Source organism: Streptomyces sp. NPDC101219, assembly GCF_044767675.1.
Lineage (GTDB): Bacteria > Actinomycetota > Actinomycetes > Streptomycetales > Streptomycetaceae > Streptomyces.
On sequence record NZ_JBIWOK010000019.1, the window covers coordinates 12669 to 29145 of the forward strand.

The window sequence follows — 16477 nt, forward strand, 5'->3', positions numbered from 1 at the left end:
GGACGGTCGCCCGCCCCACACCCCCCGGGGCGCGCGGCGTTCCGGTCCGGACGGTCGTCCCGGACTTCCGGGTCGGCGGTTCACCGAAGGGCCGACGCACTCCCCCCCTTGCGCCGGCCCTTCGGTGTTCCTGCCAGGCTGTGCCGCATGCTGCCGCTCGCCCTGCCCCTGCTGCTGTTCGCGCTGATCACCTGGCAGGTCGTCGCCGACGGGCCGCTGGTGGGCGTCGACCAGCGGCTGAGCGGGGCGCTGGTCGTGCCCGACCGGGCCTCCGAGTTGCTCGCCGACCTCGGCAACGTGGAGGTGGCCGTGCCGGTGCTGGCCCTGGCGGCGGCCGTCGCCGTGCGGCACCGGCGCGCGGCCGGGGCGGGCCGGTGGTGGTTGCCGGCCGCCGCGGCGGCCGGTGCGATGGTCCTGGTGCCGGTGCTCGTCGCGCCGCTGAAGGCGTGGACCGACCGCCCCGGCACCCCGGCGGTGCCCCCGGCGGTCGGCTACTACCCGTCCGGGCACACCGCCACCGCCGTCGTGGCGTACGGGGCGGTGGCGGTGCTCCTCCTTCCGCTGCTGCGCCGGGCGGCCGTCCGGCGCGGTCTGGTGCTGCTGTGCGGGGCGCTCATACTGGGCGCCTCCTACGGGCTGGTGCGCCGGGGCTACCACTGGCCGCTGGACGTGGTGGCGTCCTGGTGCCTGGGCGCGGTGCTGCTGCTGGGCCTGTCCCGGCTGCTCAGCCGAAGTAGCCGTCGAACGTCCGCTGGAACTCCCAGCCCCCGAACCGGTCCCAGTTGATCGACCAGGTCATCAGCCCGCGCAGGTCGGGCCAGTTGCCGTGGGTCGCGTAGGAGCCGCACTGGACCTTCCGGGTCAGGCAGTCCAGGGTCCTGGTGACCTCGGCCGGGGACACGTGGCCGTTGCCGGCGTTGACGGTGGCGGGCATGCCTATGGCGACCTGGTCGGCGCGCAGCGGCGGGAAGACGCGGTCCGCGTTCCCGGCGACGGGGAAGCCGGTGAGCAGCATGTCGGTCATGGCGATGTGGAAGTCGGCGCCGCCCATGGAGTGGTACTGGTTGTCCAGGCCCATGATCGGACCGGAGTTGTAGTCCTGGACGTGCAGCAGGGTGAGGTCGTCGCGCAGGGCGTGGATCACCGGCAGGTAGGCCCCGGCCCGCGCGTCCTGCCCGCCCCACGGCCCGGAGCCGTAGAACTGGTACCCGAGCTGGACGAAGAACGTCTCCGGGGCCATGGTCAGCACGAAGTCGTCGCCGTACTTGGCCTTGAGGGTCTTCAGCGCGGAGACGAGGTGGACGATCACCGGGGTCGTCGGGTTCCGGAAGTCGGTGTCACCGGCGTCCAGGGAGAGGGAGTGGCCCTCGAAGTCGATGTCGAGGCCGTCGAGTCCGTACTCGTCGATGATCTTCGAGACGGAGGTGACGAAAGTGTCGCGGGCGGCGGCCGTGGTGAGCCGCACCTGGCCGTTCTGGCCGCCGATGGAGATCAGCACCTTCTTGCCCGCCGCCTGCTTGTCCCGGATCGCGGCCTTGAACTCGGCGTCGCTCTCCACGCCCGGGCACTCCGCCTGCGGGCAGCGCTCGAAGCGGATGTCTCCGGAGGTCACCGACGTGGGCTCGCCGAAGGCGAGGTCGATGACGTCCCAGCTGTCCGGGACATCGGCCAGGCGGGTGTAGCCGGAGCCGTTGGCGAAACTGGCGTGCAGGTAGCCGACCAGGGCGTGCCGCGGGAGGTCGGAGGGGCCGCCGCCGGAGCCGGGATCGGTGGTGGTGGCGGTGACGGTGGCCGAACGGGCGGACTCCCCCGCGTCGTTGAGGGCGGTGACCTGGAAGGCGTAGGCGGTGGCGGGGGTCAGTCCGGTGACGGTGGTGGAGGTGCCGTTCACGGTGCGGATCCGGGTGCCGTCGCGGTAGACGGCGTAGCTCGTGGCTCCGGGGACCGCTGACCAGGTCAGGGCAACGCTGGTGGCGGTGACCGTCCCGGTCTTCAGGCCGGTGGGGGGTGCGGGCGGCTGACCGGTCTCGCCGCCGGGGCCGACGAGGGTCAGGTCGTCGGCGTGGTAGGCGCCGGTGCGGTACCAGCCGTGGGTGTAGAGGGTGACCCGGGTGGTGGCGGGGCCGGTGCGGAAGGTGGTGGTGAGCCGCTGCCAGTCGGAGGCGGACTGGGTCCAGGTGGAGACGTCGGTGGTGCCGGTGCCGCTCGCCCCCAGATACACGTAGGAGCCGCGGACGTGGCCGGTGAGCGTGTAGGTGGAGTCGGGCCGCACGGTGACGGTCTGGGAGCAGCGGGCGTGGTCCGCGCCGGCCGGGGTCGCCCGGAGCGCGGCGCCGCCGCTGCGGACCGGGGAGGTGACGGCCTCTCCGGCGGTGCAGGTCCAGTGGTCGAGGCCGGATTCGAAGCCGCCGTTGCGCACGAGGTCCGCGTCGGCCGCACGGGCGGCCGACGACAGCACGGTCGTGCCGGACGCGGCGAGGGCCGCGACGGTGAGCAGCGCGAGCAGGGGGCGACGGGTGAGGGGTCTGGTGCGGTCCACAAGTGCTTCCGTACATGGGGGAGATGGGGAGGGTGGAGCGCGCCCAACTTGGTCCAGACCAATTCGCTTGTCAACCCCTCACGCGGATCACCCGTCGTCCGCCTCCCGCTCCTCCCCCGCGAGTCCGGCCGCCGCCTCGTGCATCGCCAGTTCCAGCAGGGCCGGGTCGGTGAGCGTGCCGGATCCGTCCGGCGGGATCAGCCAGCGGATCCCGCCGGACGCCGCCCGTTCCGGGTGCGGGACGACGATCCAGGTCCCCGCACCCGCCGTGCGGACCCCGGTGCCCAGCCAGCGCGCGGCGGTGCCCGGCGGCACCAGGAAACCGGTGCGCTCGTCGCCGAAGTCCGCGAGGACCGGGCCGGGTTGGTCCAGCACCCGGGACAGCACGTCCAGGGTCGGCCGGCCGAGCCGGCCCGGCAGGATGAGCACGTCCCAGCCCCGGCCCGCGGGCAGCAGCGCGACCCCCAGCGGATTGCGCTCCCAGTCCCGCAGACAGGACTCGGGATCGGGGGCGACCGACGCCAGCCAGGCGACCGCGGTCCTCACACCAGCCATGAAGAGACCTCCCTCTCACTCGTCGACGCGGGTGCGCGTCACGAGGGAGAGGGACATCCACGGCGGGCATTACGCGGGTCCGGCCGACCCGTTGGGGTGAACCGCGTCACAGCCGGAGGACGCCCGTGTGCCGGGGCGCGGCTCAGCTGTCGAAGCCCAGGCCCACCCGGTCCATCGCGCGCAGCCACAGGTTCCGGCGGCCCTCGGTGGCGTCCGCGCGGGCGAGCGACCACTTGGTGAGCGCGATGCCCGCCCAGGCGAACGGCTCCGGCGGGAAGGGCAGCGGCTTCCTGCGCACCATCTCCAGCTCGGTGCGTTCGGTGCGCTCCCCCGCGAGCAGGTCCAGCATGACCTCGGCGCCGAAGCGGGTGGCGCCGACGCCGAGGCCGGTGTACCCGGCGGCGTAGGCGACCCGGCCCGCGTGGGCGGTGCCGAAGAACGCGGAGAAGCGGGAGCAGGTGTCGATGGCGCCGCCCCAGGCGTGGGTGAAGCGCAGGCCCTCCAGCTGCGGGAAGCAGGTGAAGAAGTGGCCGGCGAGGCGGGCGTAGGTCTCCGGCCGGTCGTCATACTCGGCGCGGACCCGGCCGCCGTAGGGGTACACGGCGTCGTAGCCGCCCCACAGGATCCGGTTGTCGGCGGAGAGGCGGAAGTAGTGGAACTGGTTGGCGCTGTCGCCGAGGCCCTGCCGGTTCTTCCAGCCGACGGACGCCAGTTGGGCGTCGGTGAGGGGTTCGGTCATCAGCGCGTAGTCGTAGACCGGCACGGTGTACGGGCGGACCCGGCGTACCAGGCTGGGGAACACGTTGGTGCCGAGCGCGACCCGGCGGGCGCGCACCCGTCCGTACGGGGTGCGCACGCCCATGCCGGCGCCGGCCTGCCTCAGGTCGAGGGCGGGCGTGTGCTCGTACACGCGGACCCCGAGGTCCAGGCAGGCGCGCTTCAGGCCCCACGCCAGCCTGGCCGGGTGCAGCATCGCCACGCCCCGCCGGTCCCAGAGCCCGGCGTGGAAGGTGGGCGAGTCGACCTGCTCCCGTACCGCGTCGGTGTCCAGGAACTCGATGCCGTCGGCGAGGCCGGCCCGGTCGATCTCCTCGTACCAGGCGCTCAGTTCGCGGGCCTGGTAGGGCGCGGTGGCGACGTCCAGCTCTCCGGTGCGTTCGAAGTCGCAGTCGATGGCGTAGCGGGCGACCGTCTCCTCGATGGCGTCGAGGTTGCGGGCGCCCAGCTCCTCCAGCCGGTGGATCTCGTCCGGCCAGCGGGTCAGGCCGTTGGGCAGGCCGTGGGTGAGGGAGGCGGCGCAGAACCCGCCGTTGCGGCCGGAGGCGGCCCACCCCACCTCGCGGCCCTCCAGCAGCACCACGTCCCGGCCGGGGTCGCGCTCCTTGGCGAGCAGTGCGGTCCACAGCCCGCTGTAGCCGCCGCCGACGACCAGCAGGTCGCAGGTCTCGGCGCCGGTGAGGGCGGGCTCGGGGGCGGGCCGGCCGGGGTCGTCCAGCCAGTAGGCGGCCGGCCGGGCCTCGGAGAGGGACTGCGTCCAACGGCTCATGGCGGCTGGGGCCATGATGTCAACTCCCTACGAGTGGTGCGGTGTTCCTGCTGACGCCGGTGCGGCGGTCACGCCCGTGCCGTTCGCGGCGGTCACGCCATCTCCTACGTGCGGCGGCCACGCCATCTCCCGCTCGGGCCGGTCACGCCTTCTGCCGCTCGGGCCGGTCATGCCTTCTGCCGCTTGCGCCGGTTGCCGACGGCCATCGAGAGAAGCACCAGCAGGACGGCGACGACGAACATGGCCGTCCCGATGACGTTGATCTGCACGGGTGTGCCGCGCTGGGCGGAGCCCCAGACGAACATCGGGAAGGTGACGGTGGAGCCGGCGTTGAAGTTGGTGATGATGAAGTCGTCGAAGGACAGGGCGAAGGCGAGCAGCGCGCCGGCCGCGATGCCGGGGGCGGCGATCGGCAGGGTGATGCGCCAGAACGTCTGGAACGGTCCGGCGTACAGGTCCTGGGCGGCCTGTTCCAGTCTCGGGTCCATCGACATCACCCGCGCCTTGACGGCGACCACGACGAAGCTGAGGCAGAACATGATGTGGGCGATCAGGATCGTCCAGAAGCCCAGCTGGGCCCCCATGTTGAGGAACAGGGTCAGCAGCGAGGCCGCCATGACGACCTCGGGCATCGCCATCGGCAGGAAGATCAGCGAGTTGACCGCGCCCCGGGCCCGGAACCGGTAGCGGACCAGGGCGAAGGCGATCAGCGTGCCGAGCAGGGTCGCTCCGAGGGTCGCCCACAGCGCGATCTGGAGGCTGAGCGACAGCGAGCCGCACATGCCGGAGACCCCGCACGGGTCCCGCCAGGCGTCCGTGGAGAACTCCTGCCACTCGTAGTTGAAGCGTCCCTTGGGGTTGTTGAAGGAGAAGACGGTGACGACGACGTTGGGCAGCAGGAGATACGCGAGGGTGAGCAGTCCCGCGATCACGACGAGATGGCGCTTGAGCCAGGTGACGAAGGCCATTGTTAAACCAGATCCTCCGTGCCGGACCTGCGGATGTAGAAGGTGACCATGAAGAGGATCGCGGCCATCAGGATGAAGGAGAGGGCCGCGGCCGTCGGATAGTCGAGGATCCGCAGGAATTGGGACTGGATGACGTTGCCGACCATGCGGGTCTCGGTCGAGCCGAGGAGGTCCGCGTTGATGTAGTCGCCGGTCGCCGGGATGAAGGTCAGCAGTGTGCCGGAGACCACGCCCGGCATCGACAGCGGGAAGGTGACCTTGCGGAAGGTCGTGGAGGGCTTCGCGTAGAGGTCGTTCGCCGCCTCGTGCAGGCGGGGGTCGATGCGCTCCAGCGAGGTGTACAGCGGCAGGATCATGAACGGCAGGAAGTTGTACGTCAGGCCGCAGACGACCGCCAGCGGGGTGGCGAGCACCCGGTCGCCGGCCGTCCAGCCGAGCCAGGCGGTGACGTCCAGGACGTGCAGCGCGTCCAGGGCGCCGACCACCGGGCCGCCGTCGGCGAGGATCGTCTTCCAGGCGAGGGTGCGGATCAGGAAGCTGGTGAAGAACGGCGCGATCACCAGGATCATGATCAGGTTCCGCCAGCGTCCCGCGCGGAAGGCGATCAGGTACGCCAGCGGGTAACCGAGCAGCAGGCACAGCACGGTGGCGGAGGCCGCGTAGGCGACGGAGCGGACGAACTGCGGCCAGTACTCGGACAGGGCGTCCCAGTAGGTGGCGAAGTGCCAGGTGACCCGGTAGCCCTCCTCCAGGGAGCCGGTCTGGACGGACGTGGACGCCTGGTAGATCAGCGGCAGGGCGAAGAAGACGACCAGCCACAGCAGTCCGGGCAGCAGGAGCAGGTACGGCGTCCAGCGGCCCCGTTTGCGGGGCGGTTTCCGTTCGGGGGCGGGCGCCACCGGTGGCGCCTGGGTGACCGCGGCCATCAGGCGACCTCTTCCTCGACGGTCTCCACCCCGGCGTCGATGTCCTGGGCGGCGTCCAGCCCGAAGGTGTGGGCCGGGTTCCAGTGCAGGACCACCTCGGCGCCGGGCACCAGCCGGGCGTCGCGGTCGATGTTCTGCACGTAGACCTCGAAGTCGGTGCAGACGGGGCTGTCGACGACGAACTGCGTGGAGACGCCGATGAAACTGGAGTCGGCGATCTTGCCGGTGATGCGGTTGCGGCCCTCGGGTATCTCCCCGGCGTCGTCGGCGTGGGTGAGGGAGATCTTCTCCGGGCGCACCCCCACCAGCACCTTCCCGCCGGCCGTGGTGGCCGCGCTGCTGCGGGCCCGGGGCAGGACCAGCTTGCCGCCGCCCGCCTTCAGCACGATGTCGTCACCGCTGCGCGAGTCGACCTCGGCCTCGATGAAGTTGGAGGTGCCGAGGAAGTTGGCGACGAAGGTGGTCCGGGGGTTCTCGTACAGCTCGGTGGGCGCGCCCAGCTGCTCGACCCGGCCGGCGTTCATCACGGCCACCGTGTCGGCCATGGTCATGGCCTCCTCCTGGTCGTGCGTGACGTGCACGAAGGTGATGCCGACCTCGGTCTGGATCCGCTTGAGCTCCAGCTGCATCTGGCGGCGCAGCTTCAGGTCGAGGGCGCCCAGCGGTTCGTCGAGCAGCAGCACCTTGGGGTGGTTGATCAGGGCACGGGCGACCGCGACGCGCTGCTGCTGGCCGCCGGAGAGCTGGTGCGGCTTCTTGCGGGCCTGCTCGCCGAGCTGGACCAGCTCCAGCATCTCCTCGACCTGCTTCTTCACGCTTTTGATGCCGCGCCGGCGCAGGCCGAAGGCGACGTTCTCGAAGATGTCGAGGTGCGGGAAGAGCGCGTAGGACTGGAAGACGGTGTTCACCGGGCGCTTGTACGGCGGGAGCGCCGTGACGTCCTGGTCGCCGAGGTGGACGGTGCCCGCCGAGGGCTCCTCCAGCCCGGCGATCATCCGCAGGGTGGTGGTCTTCCCGCAGCCGGAGGCGCCGAGCAGGGCGAAGAAGGAGCCCTGCGGGACGGTGAGGTCGAGCGGGTGGACGGCGGTGAAGGCGCCGTAGGTCTTGCTGATGCCGGTGAGGCGGACGTCGCCGCCGTGGCCCGTGGTGTCGTGGGTGGTCTTCATCTGGTCACGCCCCCGTCAGCTTCGCGAACTTCTCTTCGAACGCCGTCTCTTCCTCGGAGCTCAGCGAGCGGAAGGCACGGGACTTGGCCTGCATGGCCTTGTCGGGGAGGATCAGCGGGTTGTTCGCCGCGTCCTCGTCCAGCTTGGCGAGCTCGTCCTTCACACCTTCGACCGGGCAGACGAAGTTGATGTAGGCGGCGAGTTCGGCGGCCGGTTTCGGCTCGAAGTAGTAGTCGATGAGCCGTTCGGCGTTGGCCTTGTGACGGGCCTTGTTCGGGATCAGCATGTTGTCGCTGGACGTCAGGTAGCCGCTGTCCGGGATCAGGAACTCGATGTCGGGGTTGTCCGCCCTGAGCTGGACGATGTCCCCGGCCCAGGCCAGACAGGCGGCGATGTCGCCCTTGGTGAGGTCGGCGGTGTAGTCGTTGCCGGTGAAGCGGCGGATCTGGCTCTTGTCCACGGCCTTCTGCAGCCGGGCGATCGCCGCGTCGTAGTCGTCGGCGGTGAACTTCCCCGGGTCCTTCCCCATGTCGAGCAGCGTCATCCCGACGGTGTCGCGCATCTCGGTGAGCAGACCGACCCGGCCCTTCAGCTTCGGGTTGTCCAGCAGGTCGGAGAGCGTCTTCACCTCGATGCCGTCGAGCGCCTTCTTGTTGTAGGCGAGGACGGTGGAGATGCCCTGCCAGGGATAGGAGTAGGCGCGTCCGGGATCCCAGTCGGGGTTGCGGAACTGCGCGGAGAGGTTGGTGAAGGCGTGCGGCAGGTTGGAGGGGTCCAGCTTCTGCACCCAGCCGAGCCGGATCAGGCGGGCGGCCAGCCAGTCGGTGAGCACGATGATGTCGCGCCCGGTGTCCTGGCCCGCGGCCATCTGCGGCTTGATCTTCCCGAAGAACTCGGTGTTGTCGTTGATGTCCTCGGTGTACTTGACCTTGATGCCGGTGCGCCGGGTGAACGCGTCCAGCGTCGGGTGGTTCCGCCCGCTGTCGTCGACGTCCATGTACTCGGTCCAGTTGGAGAAGCTGACGCTCTTCTCCTTCGCGGAGTGGTCCTCCGCCGAGACGCCGCCCTGGGTGTTTCCGGCCGCGGGGATGCCGCAGGCGCTGAGCGCCCCGGCGCCGCCGATCGCCAGCGCGCCGCCGGCGGAGGCGCGCAGCAGGGAACGGCGGGTCAGGGAGGCCCGGCCGTTGCGGAAGCTGCGCCGCATGGCGGCCACCTGGGCCGGGGAAAGGCGGTCGGGCTCGTACTGCTCCATGCGCGTGGTGCCCTTTCGGGAGGTGGCCGCGGGTCGTGCGGCCAGGCTGCTATCGGTCCCCGAAGACGGTGCGGTGCCAGTCCTTGCGGACCACCGCCGTGTTGTCGAACATGACGTGCTTGATCTGGGTGTACTCCTCGAAGGAGTACGCGGACATGTCCTTGCCGAAGCCGGACGCCTTGTAGCCGCCGTGCGGCATCTCGCTGATGATCGGGATGTGGTCGTTGATCCACACGCACCCCGCCTTGATCTCACGCGTGGCCCGTCCCGTCCGGTACACGTCCCGGCTCCAGGCGGAGGCGGCGAGCCCGTAGGGGGTGTCGTTGGCCAGCGCGAGGCCCTCGTCGTCGCTGTCGAACGGCAGGACCACCAGGACCGGGCCGAAGATCTCCGACTGCACGATCTCGCTGTCCTGGGGCGCGTCGGCGACGAGAGTGGGCCGATAGTACGCGCCCTTCTCCAGTTCGCCCAGAGGCGTCTCACCGCCGGTCACCACGCGCGCGTAGGCGCGCGCCCGGTCGACGAATCCGGCCACCCGCTCGCGCTGGGTGTGCGAGATCAGCGGGCCGAGGTCGGTGCCGGGGGCGAACGGGTCGCCGAGCCGCACCGACTCCATCAGCGCGGCCGTCCGTTCGACGAACTCCTCGTAGAGGGGGCGCTGCACGTAGGCGCGGGTGGCGGCGGTGCAGTCCTGGCCGGTGTTGATGAGGGCCCCGGCGACCGCGCCGTTGACGGCGGCGTCGAGGTCGGCGTCGTCGAAGACGACGAAGGGGGCCTTGCCGCCGAGTTCGAGGTGGATGCGCTTGACGGTGGCGGTGGCCAGCTCCGCGACCCGCCTGCCGACGGCGGTGGAGCCGGTGAAGGAGGTCATGGCCACGTCGGGGTGGCTCACCAGGTGCTCCCCGGCCTCCTTGCCGGTGCCGGTGACGATGTTGATCACGCCGTCCGGGAGGCCGGCGTCGGTGGCGGCCTGCGCGAAGAGCAACGAGGTCAGCGGGGTCAGCTCGGCGGGCTTGAGCACGATGGTGTTGCCCGCGGCGATCGCCGGGAGGATCTTCCAGGCGGCCATCTGGAGGGGGTAGTTCCAGGGGGCGATGGAACCGACGACGCCGATGGGTTCGCGGCGGACGTAGGAGGTGTGGTCGCCGGAGTACTCCCCGGCCGACTGGCCCTGGAGGTGGCGGGCGGCGCCGGCGAAGTAGGCGATGTTGTCGATGGTGCCCGGCACGTCGAACTCGCGGCTCAGCTTCAGCGGCTTGCCGCACTGCAGGGACTCGGCACGCGCGAACTCCTCGGCACGGTCGGCGACCACGGCCGCGAAGCGGTGCATCGCGTCGGACCGTTCGCCGGGGGTGGCACCGGCCCAGCCGGGGAACGCCGCGCGCGCGGCGGCGACGGCCGCGTCGACGTCGTCGGTGCCGGCCAGTTCGTACGTCAGGACCTCGGTGCCGGTGGCGGGGTCGACGACCGCGTGCGTGCGGCCGGACGTGCCCCGGGTGAGGCGCCCGGCGATGAACTGCGCGCCGTCCGCGTAGCGGTCCCTGGCCGGAAATCGTTCCGGGATGGCGTGGCCCGGGTTGTGCATGTCGCTCTCCTCCGTGTCCCCGAGAGGGGGCGGCGTGGCTCCAGCTCGATTTGAGTGCCGATCCTGACAGAGCAACCGCACTCCAACAAGTGATTCCGTTGTTGCCTTTTGGTTACGCGACGGAATCTGTCGACCAGGTGTCTAGCGACCGCGGAAAAGGCCGTACGCAGTGTCCGTGGTGACTGCCAGAATCACGTGCACGAAAGCTGACACACGGCCATGGGGGCGGCGATGCACGGGGCGACGGGGACGATCGGCTCCAGACAGGAACTGGTCGAGGTGCTGCGCGGCGGCGCGAGCGTGAAGTACCTGCACTTCTGGGGCCACCGGCCGCTGCCCGACGGCCGGATCGGGGCGAGCTGTCTCAGCCAGTGGTGGCCGTCGCCCTTCACGGTGGACGGCGTGCGGTACGCGACGGCGGAGCACTGGATGATGGCCGGCAAGGCCCGCCTGTTCGGTGACCGGGAGGCGGAGCGGCGGATCCTCGCCGGGGACCATCCGGCGCAGGCGCAGAAGGAGGGCCGCCGGGTGCGGGGGTTCGACGAGGCGGTGTGGGCGCGGGAGCGCTTCGGGATCGTCGTCGAGGGCAATGTGCACAAGTTCGCCTCCGACCCCGGGCTGCGGTCGTTCCTGCTGGGCACGGGCGCGGCAGGAGGCGGCGGGAGAGTGCTGGTCGAGGCGAGTCCGCTGGACCGGATCTGGGGCATCGGGCTGGCCGCGGACGACGAGCGGGCGGGCGATCCGGAGCGCTGGCGGGGTGAGAACCTGCTGGGCTTCGCCCTGATGGCGGCCCGGGACCGGCTGCGCGCGGGCTGACCGGCCGACGTGTCCCGGGGCGGCCCCGGGTGCGCCGGACCGACGGCTCCGGGGCCGGCCCCCACCGGTGACCGGCCGCGGGGAGCGGGCGGCGCCGGTGCGGGCCGGCCCCGGGGGGACCACGGTCGGCGTGCGCGGACCTCAGCCGAGGGCGGGCGCGGTGGCCACCGGGCGCTGGGCGCCGTAGGAGTCGTAGGGGTCGTACTCGTCCTCGTAGGTGGTGTCGCTGTTCACGGCGATCACGATGCTGACGACGATCACGACCACTACGGCGAGCCCGAGGATCAGACCGATGATGCCCGTGATCAGGCCCGTCTGGGCCTGGGAGTGGTTGTCGGCCAGACCCTCCGCGACCCGCTTGCGGCCCTTGATCCCGAAGACGATGGCGAGGATGCCGAGCACCACGGAGACCACGCCGTAGGCGCAGAACATGCAGCAGGCCAGGATGCCGAGCACCATCGCCGCGGTCCCCGCCCCGTTCTGCGGCGGCAGCGGCATGCCGGACCAGCCGTAGCCCTGGGGGTAGCCGGGGTAGCCGTAGCCGGCCGGGCCGCCGTGGCCCATGGGGGCACCGGGCGGCATCGCGGCGCCGGGGCCGGTGGGGGCCACCGGGGGCGGCGGCGGCGGTGCCCCGGGGGCGCCGTAGGGCGGGACCCCGCCGGGGGGCGTGGCTCCGGGCGGGGTCGGGCCGGCGGCGGGCATGGAGACGACGGTGGGCTGGTCGTGCACGGACGGCGGCTGCGTCCCGGCGGGTCCGCCCGCGGCGGGCGGCGTCCCCGGTATGTGCTGTCCCGGTGCCGCGCCCTTGTCGAGCGAGGTCCTGTGCTCCGGCGGAGCCCAGGGGTCGTTGCCGCCCGCCGTACTCCCGCCGGGCTGTGTCGCGTCCGTCATTCTGGGTTGTCCCCCCTGGTCGATCGTCCGGCCATGCTACGGCGCCGCCCGCCGGGGGCCGCCCGGGGGCCACCGGCGACCGGCTGCCACCGCCTACGATGACCGGGAGTCACCGATCAGCCGATCACCCGCACCCCGCCGCCCGTCGCGGACCGGGACGCCGTCCCCCGGGGAGGACCCCTTGACCGAGCACCTCGTCGAGCCGCGCGTGCCACGCGATCTGAAGGCCTTCATCGCGGGACTGCCCAAGGCGGAACTGCACGTGCACCACGTCGGCTCCGCCTCCCCGCGGATCGTCTCGGAACTGGCCGCCCGGCACCCGGACTCCAAGGTCCCCACCGACCCCCAGGCCCTGGCCGAGTACTTCACCTTCACCGACTTCGCCCACTTCATCGACGTGTACCTGTCGGTCGTGGACCTGGTCCGCACCCCCGAGGACGTGCGCCTGCTGACCTACGAAGTGGGCCGCGAGCTGGCCCGGCAGCAGGTGCGGTACGCCGAGCTGACCATCACCCCGTTCTCGTCCACCCGGCGCGGGATCGACGAGCGGGGCTTCATGGACGCCATCGAGGACGCCCGCAAGGCGGCCGAGGGCGACTTCGGGACCGTGCTGCGCTGGTGCTTCGACATTCCCGGCGAGGCGGGTCTGGAGGCGGCCGAGGAGACCACCCGGCTCGCCACCGACGACCGGCTGCGCCCGGAGGGCCTGGTGTCCTTCGGTCTCGGCGGCCCGGAGATCGGCGTGCCCCGCCCGCAGTTCAAGCCCTACTTCGACCGCGCCCGCGCCGCCGGTCTGCGCTCGGTGCCGCACGCCGGCGAGACCACCGGCCCCCAGACGGTGTGGGACGCCCTCAACGACCTGGGTGCCGAGCGCATCGGGCACGGCACCAGCGCCGCCCAGGACCCGGAGCTGCTGCGCCACCTGGCCGAGCGGCGCATCGCGCTGGAGGTCTGCCCCACCTCCAACATCGCCACCCGCGCGGTGACCGACCTCGACGAGCACCCGCTGAAGGACTTCACCCGGGCCGGCGTCCTGGTCACCGTCAACTCCGACGACCCGCCCATGTTCGGCACCGACCTCAACAACGAGTACGCGGTCGCCGCGCGCCTGCTCGGCCTCGACGAGGAGGGCGTGGCCGAACTGGCGAAGAACGCGGTCGAGGCGTCCTTCCTCGATCAGGCGGGCAAGGCGGCGCTGACGGCCGAGATCGACCGCTACACCACGTCGTGGCTCGCCCGTTGACCGCGTCCGGGGAGCGGCCCCTGCCGCACGTGACCGCCGTCGCCCACCGCGGCGACCCGTACCGCGTCCGTGAGAACACCCTCGCGTCCCTGCGGTCGGCGCTCGGGCGGGGTGCGGACGCGGTCGAGATCGACGTGCGCCTCACCCGCGACGGCGTGCCGGTGCTGCTGCACGACGCCACCCTGAAGCGGCTGTGGCGGCACGAACGCCCGCTGGCGGCCCTGTCCCGGGACGAGGTGCGCGGGCTGACCGGCGACGGCGTGCCGACGCTGGCGGACGCGCTGGCGGCGACCGGGGAAAGCCGCGTCATGATCGACCTGCCGGGCTCACCGGACCTGCGGTCCGTGCGCCGCGTCGTCGACGTCGTCCACGCCTGCGAGGCGCGGGAACGCGTGTACTACTGCGCGGGCGCGGCCACCGTGCTGACCGTGCGGGCCGCGGACCCGGACGCCGAGATCGCGCTCACCCGCACCACCGCGGCACCGCCCCGCCCGGCGCTCCTGGAAGCGATCCGGCCGCGCTGGCTGAACTACCGCTTCGGCCTGATCGACCGGGCCCTGGCCGACCGCGTCCACGCCGACGGCCACCTGCTCTCCGCCTGGACGCCGGACACCGGCCGCGCCATGCGCCGCCTGATCGCCCTCGGCGTCGACTCCATCACCACCAACCGCGTCGACGTCCTGTGCGCCCTGCGGAACGCGCGTTCCCCGCGCCCGTAGGGACGCGGGGAACGAGACGGCCGGGCCGGTAGCACGGCACGGAGCCGCCGCGCACTCACCGCACCGGGGCCGGGCGGGCCGGCCCGCGGCGGGTGTCGTGCGCAGCGCGCCGGGTCACGCGTCCAGCGACGTCATCACGTGCTTGACCCGCGTGTAGTCGTCGAAGCCGTACGCCGAGAGGTCCTTGCCGTAGCCGGACTTCTTGAAGCCGCCGTGCGGCATCTCCGCGACCAGCGGGATGTGGGTGTTGATCCACACGCAGCCGAAGTCCAGCTTCCTGGACATGCGCATCGCGCGGGAGTGGTCCTTGGTCCACACCGAGGAGGCCAGCGCGTACTCGACGCCGTTGGCGTACTCGACGGCCTGGTCCTCGTCGGTGAAGCGCTGGACGGTGATGACCGGGCCGAAGACCTCCTTCTGGATGATCTCGTCGTCCTGCTTCAGGCCGGAGACGACGGTCGGCGCGTAGAAGTAGCCCTGCTCGCCGACCCGCTTGCCGCCCGCCTCCACCCGCGCGTGGGCGGGCAGCCGCTCGATGAAGCCCTCGACCTGCTTGAGCTGGTTGGGGTTGTTCAGCGGGCCGTACAGGACGTCCTCGTCGTCGGGCATGCCGGTCTTGATGTCGGCGGCGGCCTTGGCGAGCGCGGACACGAACTCGTCGTGGATGGACTCGTGGACGAGGACGCGGGTGGCGGCCGTGCAGTCCTGGCCGGCGTTGAAGAAGCCGGCGGTCGAGATGTCCTCGACGGCCTTGGGGATGTCGGTGTCCTCGAAGACCACGACCGGGGCCTTGCCGCCGAGCTCCAGGTGGACCCGCTTGAGGTCCTTGGAGGCGGACTCGGCCACCGACATGCCCGCGCGCACCGAGCCGGTGATGGAGGCCATCGCCGGGGTCGGGTGCTCGACCATCAGGCGGCCGGTGTCACGGTCGCCGCAGACGACGTTGAAGACGCCCTTGGGCAGCACCGAGCCGAGGATCTCGGCGAGCAGCACCGTGGAGGCGGGGGTGGTGTCCGAGGGCTTCAGGACGACCGTGTTGCCCGCGGCGATCGCCGGGGCGAACTTCCACACGGCCATCATCATCGGGTAGTTCCAGGGCGCGACCTGCGCGCAGACGCCGACCGGCTCGCGGCGCACGAAGGAGGTCAGCCCCTCCATGTACTCGCCGGCGCCCTTGCCCTCCAGCATCCGGGCCGCACCCGCGAAGAAGCGGATCTGGTCGACCATCGGCGGGATCTCCTCGGTGCGGGTCAGCCCGGTGGGCTTGCCCGTGTTCTCCACCTCGGCCGCGATGAGTTCCTCGGCCCGCTCCTCGAAGGCGTCCGCGATCTTCAGCAGGGCCTTCTGCCGCTCGGCCGGGGTGGTGTCCCGCCAGCCGGGGAACGCTTCGGCGGCGGCGGCCATCGCGGCGTCCACGTCCGCCTGACCGGACAGCGGAGCGGTCGCGTAGGCCTCGCCCGTCGCGGGGTTGACCACCTCGGTGGTCCGTCCGTCGGCGGCGTCCCGGAACTCACCGCCGATGTAGTTGCGCAGACGACGCAGCTCGGTGCTCACTGCAAGCCCTCCTGGTGCTCCTGGTTGATGTCCGAGGTGTCCAGCCGTGAGGTGTCCAACCTCTGAGACACCCACCCTAGTCCGGACTCTGACGTTTTCAACACCCCTGGCCACCCCGCATCTGCGAAATCCGCACGATAGGGGGTCAGTGACAACGAATTTCATTGATCGAGCCTTGCGAAACTGTCGAGACGTCGTGCACAGTGACCTCGTGGCCAGTCGAAGCGCAGAACCGAGGGACTCCAGGGAGTCCAAGAACGGCGGCGGCCCGCAGCTCGACGCCGTCTCCCTCGCCATCATCGAGCAGCTCCAGCAGGACGGCCGCCGGCCGTACGCCGCCATCGGCAAGGCCGTGGGCCTGTCGGAGGCGGCGGTCCGCCAGCGGGTGCAGAAGCTGCTCGACCAGGGCGTGATGCAGATCGTCGCCGTCACGGACCCGCTCACCGTGGGCTTCCGCCGCCAGGCGATGGTCGGTGTCAACGTCGAGGGCGACGTGGACGCCGCCGCCGACGCGCTGGCCGCGATGTCCGAGTGCGAGTACGTGGTGATGACCGCGGGCTCGTTCGACCTCATGGTCGAGATCGTCTGCGAGGACGACGACCACCTCCTGGAGGTCATCAACAAACGCATCCGGGCCGTGCCCGGCGTGCGCTCCACCGAGAGCTTCGTCTATCTCAAGCTCAAGAAGCAGACCTACATGTGGGGAACCCGATAATC

Annotated in this window: 15 protein-coding genes; 5 read left to right on the top strand and 10 right to left on the bottom strand. The window is 71.5% G+C overall.

Annotation, left to right across the window (positions count from 1 at the left end; all coding sequences use genetic code 11):
* The first annotated feature begins 147 nt into the window (after positions 1–147).
* A complete protein-coding gene (locus ACIRPP_RS28590) occupies positions 148–786 on the top strand; it encodes a phosphatase PAP2 family protein (protein WP_403648612.1) in 639 nt (212 codons plus the stop codon).
* Here the strand turns inward: ACIRPP_RS28590 and ACIRPP_RS28595 are convergent.
* The 8 genes from ACIRPP_RS28595 to ACIRPP_RS28630 all read right to left on the bottom strand — a co-directional run bounded on the left by ACIRPP_RS28595 (position 725) and on the right by ACIRPP_RS28630 (position 10537).
* Complete coding sequence (locus ACIRPP_RS28595; RefSeq protein ID WP_403648615.1) at positions 725–2539, bottom strand: chitinase; 1815 nt, start codon at positions 2537–2539, stop codon at positions 725–727. The two genes, ACIRPP_RS28590 and ACIRPP_RS28595, sit on opposite strands and share 62 nt — an antisense overlap.
* A gap of 87 nt (positions 2540–2626) precedes the next feature.
* Positions 2627–3094: a hypothetical protein gene (locus ACIRPP_RS28600; protein ID WP_403648618.1), complete on the bottom strand. Its 468-nt coding sequence runs from the start codon at positions 3092–3094 to the stop codon at positions 2627–2629.
* 142 nt (positions 3095–3236) lie between these two features.
* Positions 3237–4655, bottom strand: a complete 1419-nt coding sequence (locus ACIRPP_RS28605; RefSeq protein WP_403648621.1) for an NAD(P)/FAD-dependent oxidoreductase — start codon at positions 4653–4655, stop codon at positions 3237–3239.
* 152 nt (positions 4656–4807) lie between these two features.
* Positions 4808–5608 (bottom strand): ABC transporter permease, encoded by an 801-nt coding sequence (locus ACIRPP_RS28610; RefSeq protein ID WP_164333999.1) that lies wholly within the window; start codon positions 5606–5608, stop codon positions 4808–4810.
* A 2-nt stretch (positions 5609–5610) separates the two neighbouring features.
* Positions 5611–6534 carry an ABC transporter permease gene (locus tag ACIRPP_RS28615; protein WP_403648624.1) on the bottom strand — a complete coding sequence of 308 codons (924 nt, stop codon included), beginning with the start codon at positions 6532–6534 and terminating at the stop codon, positions 5611–5613.
* Positions 6534–7700: an ABC transporter ATP-binding protein gene (locus ACIRPP_RS28620; RefSeq protein ID WP_403648627.1), complete on the bottom strand. Its 1167-nt coding sequence runs from the start codon at positions 7698–7700 to the stop codon at positions 6534–6536. The genes ACIRPP_RS28615 and ACIRPP_RS28620 overlap by 1 nt, the downstream gene beginning before the upstream one ends.
* A gap of 4 nt (positions 7701–7704) precedes the next feature.
* On the bottom strand, positions 7705–8952 hold the full coding sequence (locus ACIRPP_RS28625; protein WP_403648629.1) for a spermidine/putrescine ABC transporter substrate-binding protein: 1248 nt from the start codon (positions 8950–8952) through the stop codon (positions 7705–7707).
* A gap of 49 nt (positions 8953–9001) precedes the next feature.
* Entirely contained in the window at positions 9002–10537 is a 1536-nt protein-coding gene (locus ACIRPP_RS28630; RefSeq protein WP_403648632.1) for a gamma-aminobutyraldehyde dehydrogenase, read from the bottom strand.
* 231 nt (positions 10538–10768) lie between these two features.
* Between ACIRPP_RS28630 and ACIRPP_RS28635 the strand changes: the two genes are divergently transcribed.
* Positions 10769–11353 carry an NADAR family protein gene (locus ACIRPP_RS28635; RefSeq protein WP_403648635.1) on the top strand — a complete coding sequence of 195 codons (585 nt, stop codon included), beginning with the start codon at positions 10769–10771 and terminating at the stop codon, positions 11351–11353.
* A 141-nt stretch (positions 11354–11494) separates the two neighbouring features.
* Here ACIRPP_RS28635 and ACIRPP_RS28640 read toward each other — a convergent pair whose 3' ends face one another.
* Positions 11495–12244 carry a DUF4190 domain-containing protein gene (locus tag ACIRPP_RS28640; protein ID WP_403648638.1) on the bottom strand — a complete coding sequence of 250 codons (750 nt, stop codon included), beginning with the start codon at positions 12242–12244 and terminating at the stop codon, positions 11495–11497.
* A gap of 181 nt (positions 12245–12425) precedes the next feature.
* Here ACIRPP_RS28640 and ACIRPP_RS28645 point away from each other — a divergent pair, with 181 nt between their 5' ends.
* Both ACIRPP_RS28645 and ACIRPP_RS28650 read left to right on the top strand, forming a co-directional pair.
* Positions 12426–13487, top strand: coding sequence for an adenosine deaminase (locus ACIRPP_RS28645; RefSeq protein WP_403648641.1), 1062 nt, complete (start codon positions 12426–12428; stop codon positions 13485–13487).
* Between the two features lie 20 nt (positions 13488–13507).
* Positions 13508–14206, top strand: coding sequence for a glycerophosphodiester phosphodiesterase (locus tag ACIRPP_RS28650; RefSeq protein WP_403648819.1), 699 nt, complete (start codon positions 13508–13510; stop codon positions 14204–14206).
* Positions 14207–14320: 114 nt separating this feature from the next.
* On the opposite strand, the gene ACIRPP_RS28655 is transcribed toward ACIRPP_RS28650, so the two are convergent.
* Positions 14321–15760: a gamma-aminobutyraldehyde dehydrogenase gene (locus tag ACIRPP_RS28655; protein WP_403648644.1), complete on the bottom strand. Its 1440-nt coding sequence runs from the start codon at positions 15758–15760 to the stop codon at positions 14321–14323.
* A 196-nt stretch (positions 15761–15956) separates the two neighbouring features.
* Here ACIRPP_RS28655 and ACIRPP_RS28660 point away from each other — a divergent pair, with 196 nt between their 5' ends.
* Positions 15957–16475, top strand: a complete 519-nt coding sequence (locus tag ACIRPP_RS28660; RefSeq protein ID WP_403648647.1) for an Lrp/AsnC family transcriptional regulator — start codon at positions 15957–15959, stop codon at positions 16473–16475.
* The last annotated feature ends 2 nt before the right edge of the window (positions 16476–16477 follow it).

What these genes read in the sequence shown, in the direction of transcription:
- ACIRPP_RS28600 (WP_403648618.1), bottom strand. Translation starts at nt 3,094, where the DNA reads ATGGCTGGTGTGAGGACCGCGGTCGCCTGGCTGGCGTCGGTCGCCCCC.
- ACIRPP_RS28620 (WP_403648627.1), bottom strand. Translation starts at nt 7,700, where the DNA reads ATGAAGACCACCCACGACACCACGGGCCACGGCGGCGACGTCCGCCTC.
- ACIRPP_RS28635 (WP_403648635.1), top strand. Translation starts at nt 10,769, where the DNA reads ATGCACGGGGCGACGGGGACGATCGGCTCCAGACAGGAACTGGTCGAG.
- ACIRPP_RS28615 (WP_403648624.1), bottom strand. Translation starts at nt 6,534, where the DNA reads ATGGCCGCGGTCACCCAGGCGCCACCGGTGGCGCCCGCCCCCGAACGG.
- ACIRPP_RS28630 (WP_403648632.1), bottom strand. Translation starts at nt 10,537, where the DNA reads ATGCACAACCCGGGCCACGCCATCCCGGAACGATTTCCGGCCAGGGAC.
- ACIRPP_RS28610 (WP_164333999.1), bottom strand. Translation starts at nt 5,608, where the DNA reads ATGGCCTTCGTCACCTGGCTCAAGCGCCATCTCGTCGTGATCGCGGGA.
- ACIRPP_RS28625 (WP_403648629.1), bottom strand. Translation starts at nt 8,952, where the DNA reads ATGGAGCAGTACGAGCCCGACCGCCTTTCCCCGGCCCAGGTGGCCGCC.
- ACIRPP_RS28590 (WP_403648612.1), top strand. Translation starts at nt 148, where the DNA reads ATGCTGCCGCTCGCCCTGCCCCTGCTGCTGTTCGCGCTGATCACCTGG.
- ACIRPP_RS28640 (WP_403648638.1), bottom strand. Translation starts at nt 12,244, where the DNA reads ATGACGGACGCGACACAGCCCGGCGGGAGTACGGCGGGCGGCAACGAC.
- ACIRPP_RS28605 (WP_403648621.1), bottom strand. Translation starts at nt 4,655, where the DNA reads ATGGCCCCAGCCGCCATGAGCCGTTGGACGCAGTCCCTCTCCGAGGCC.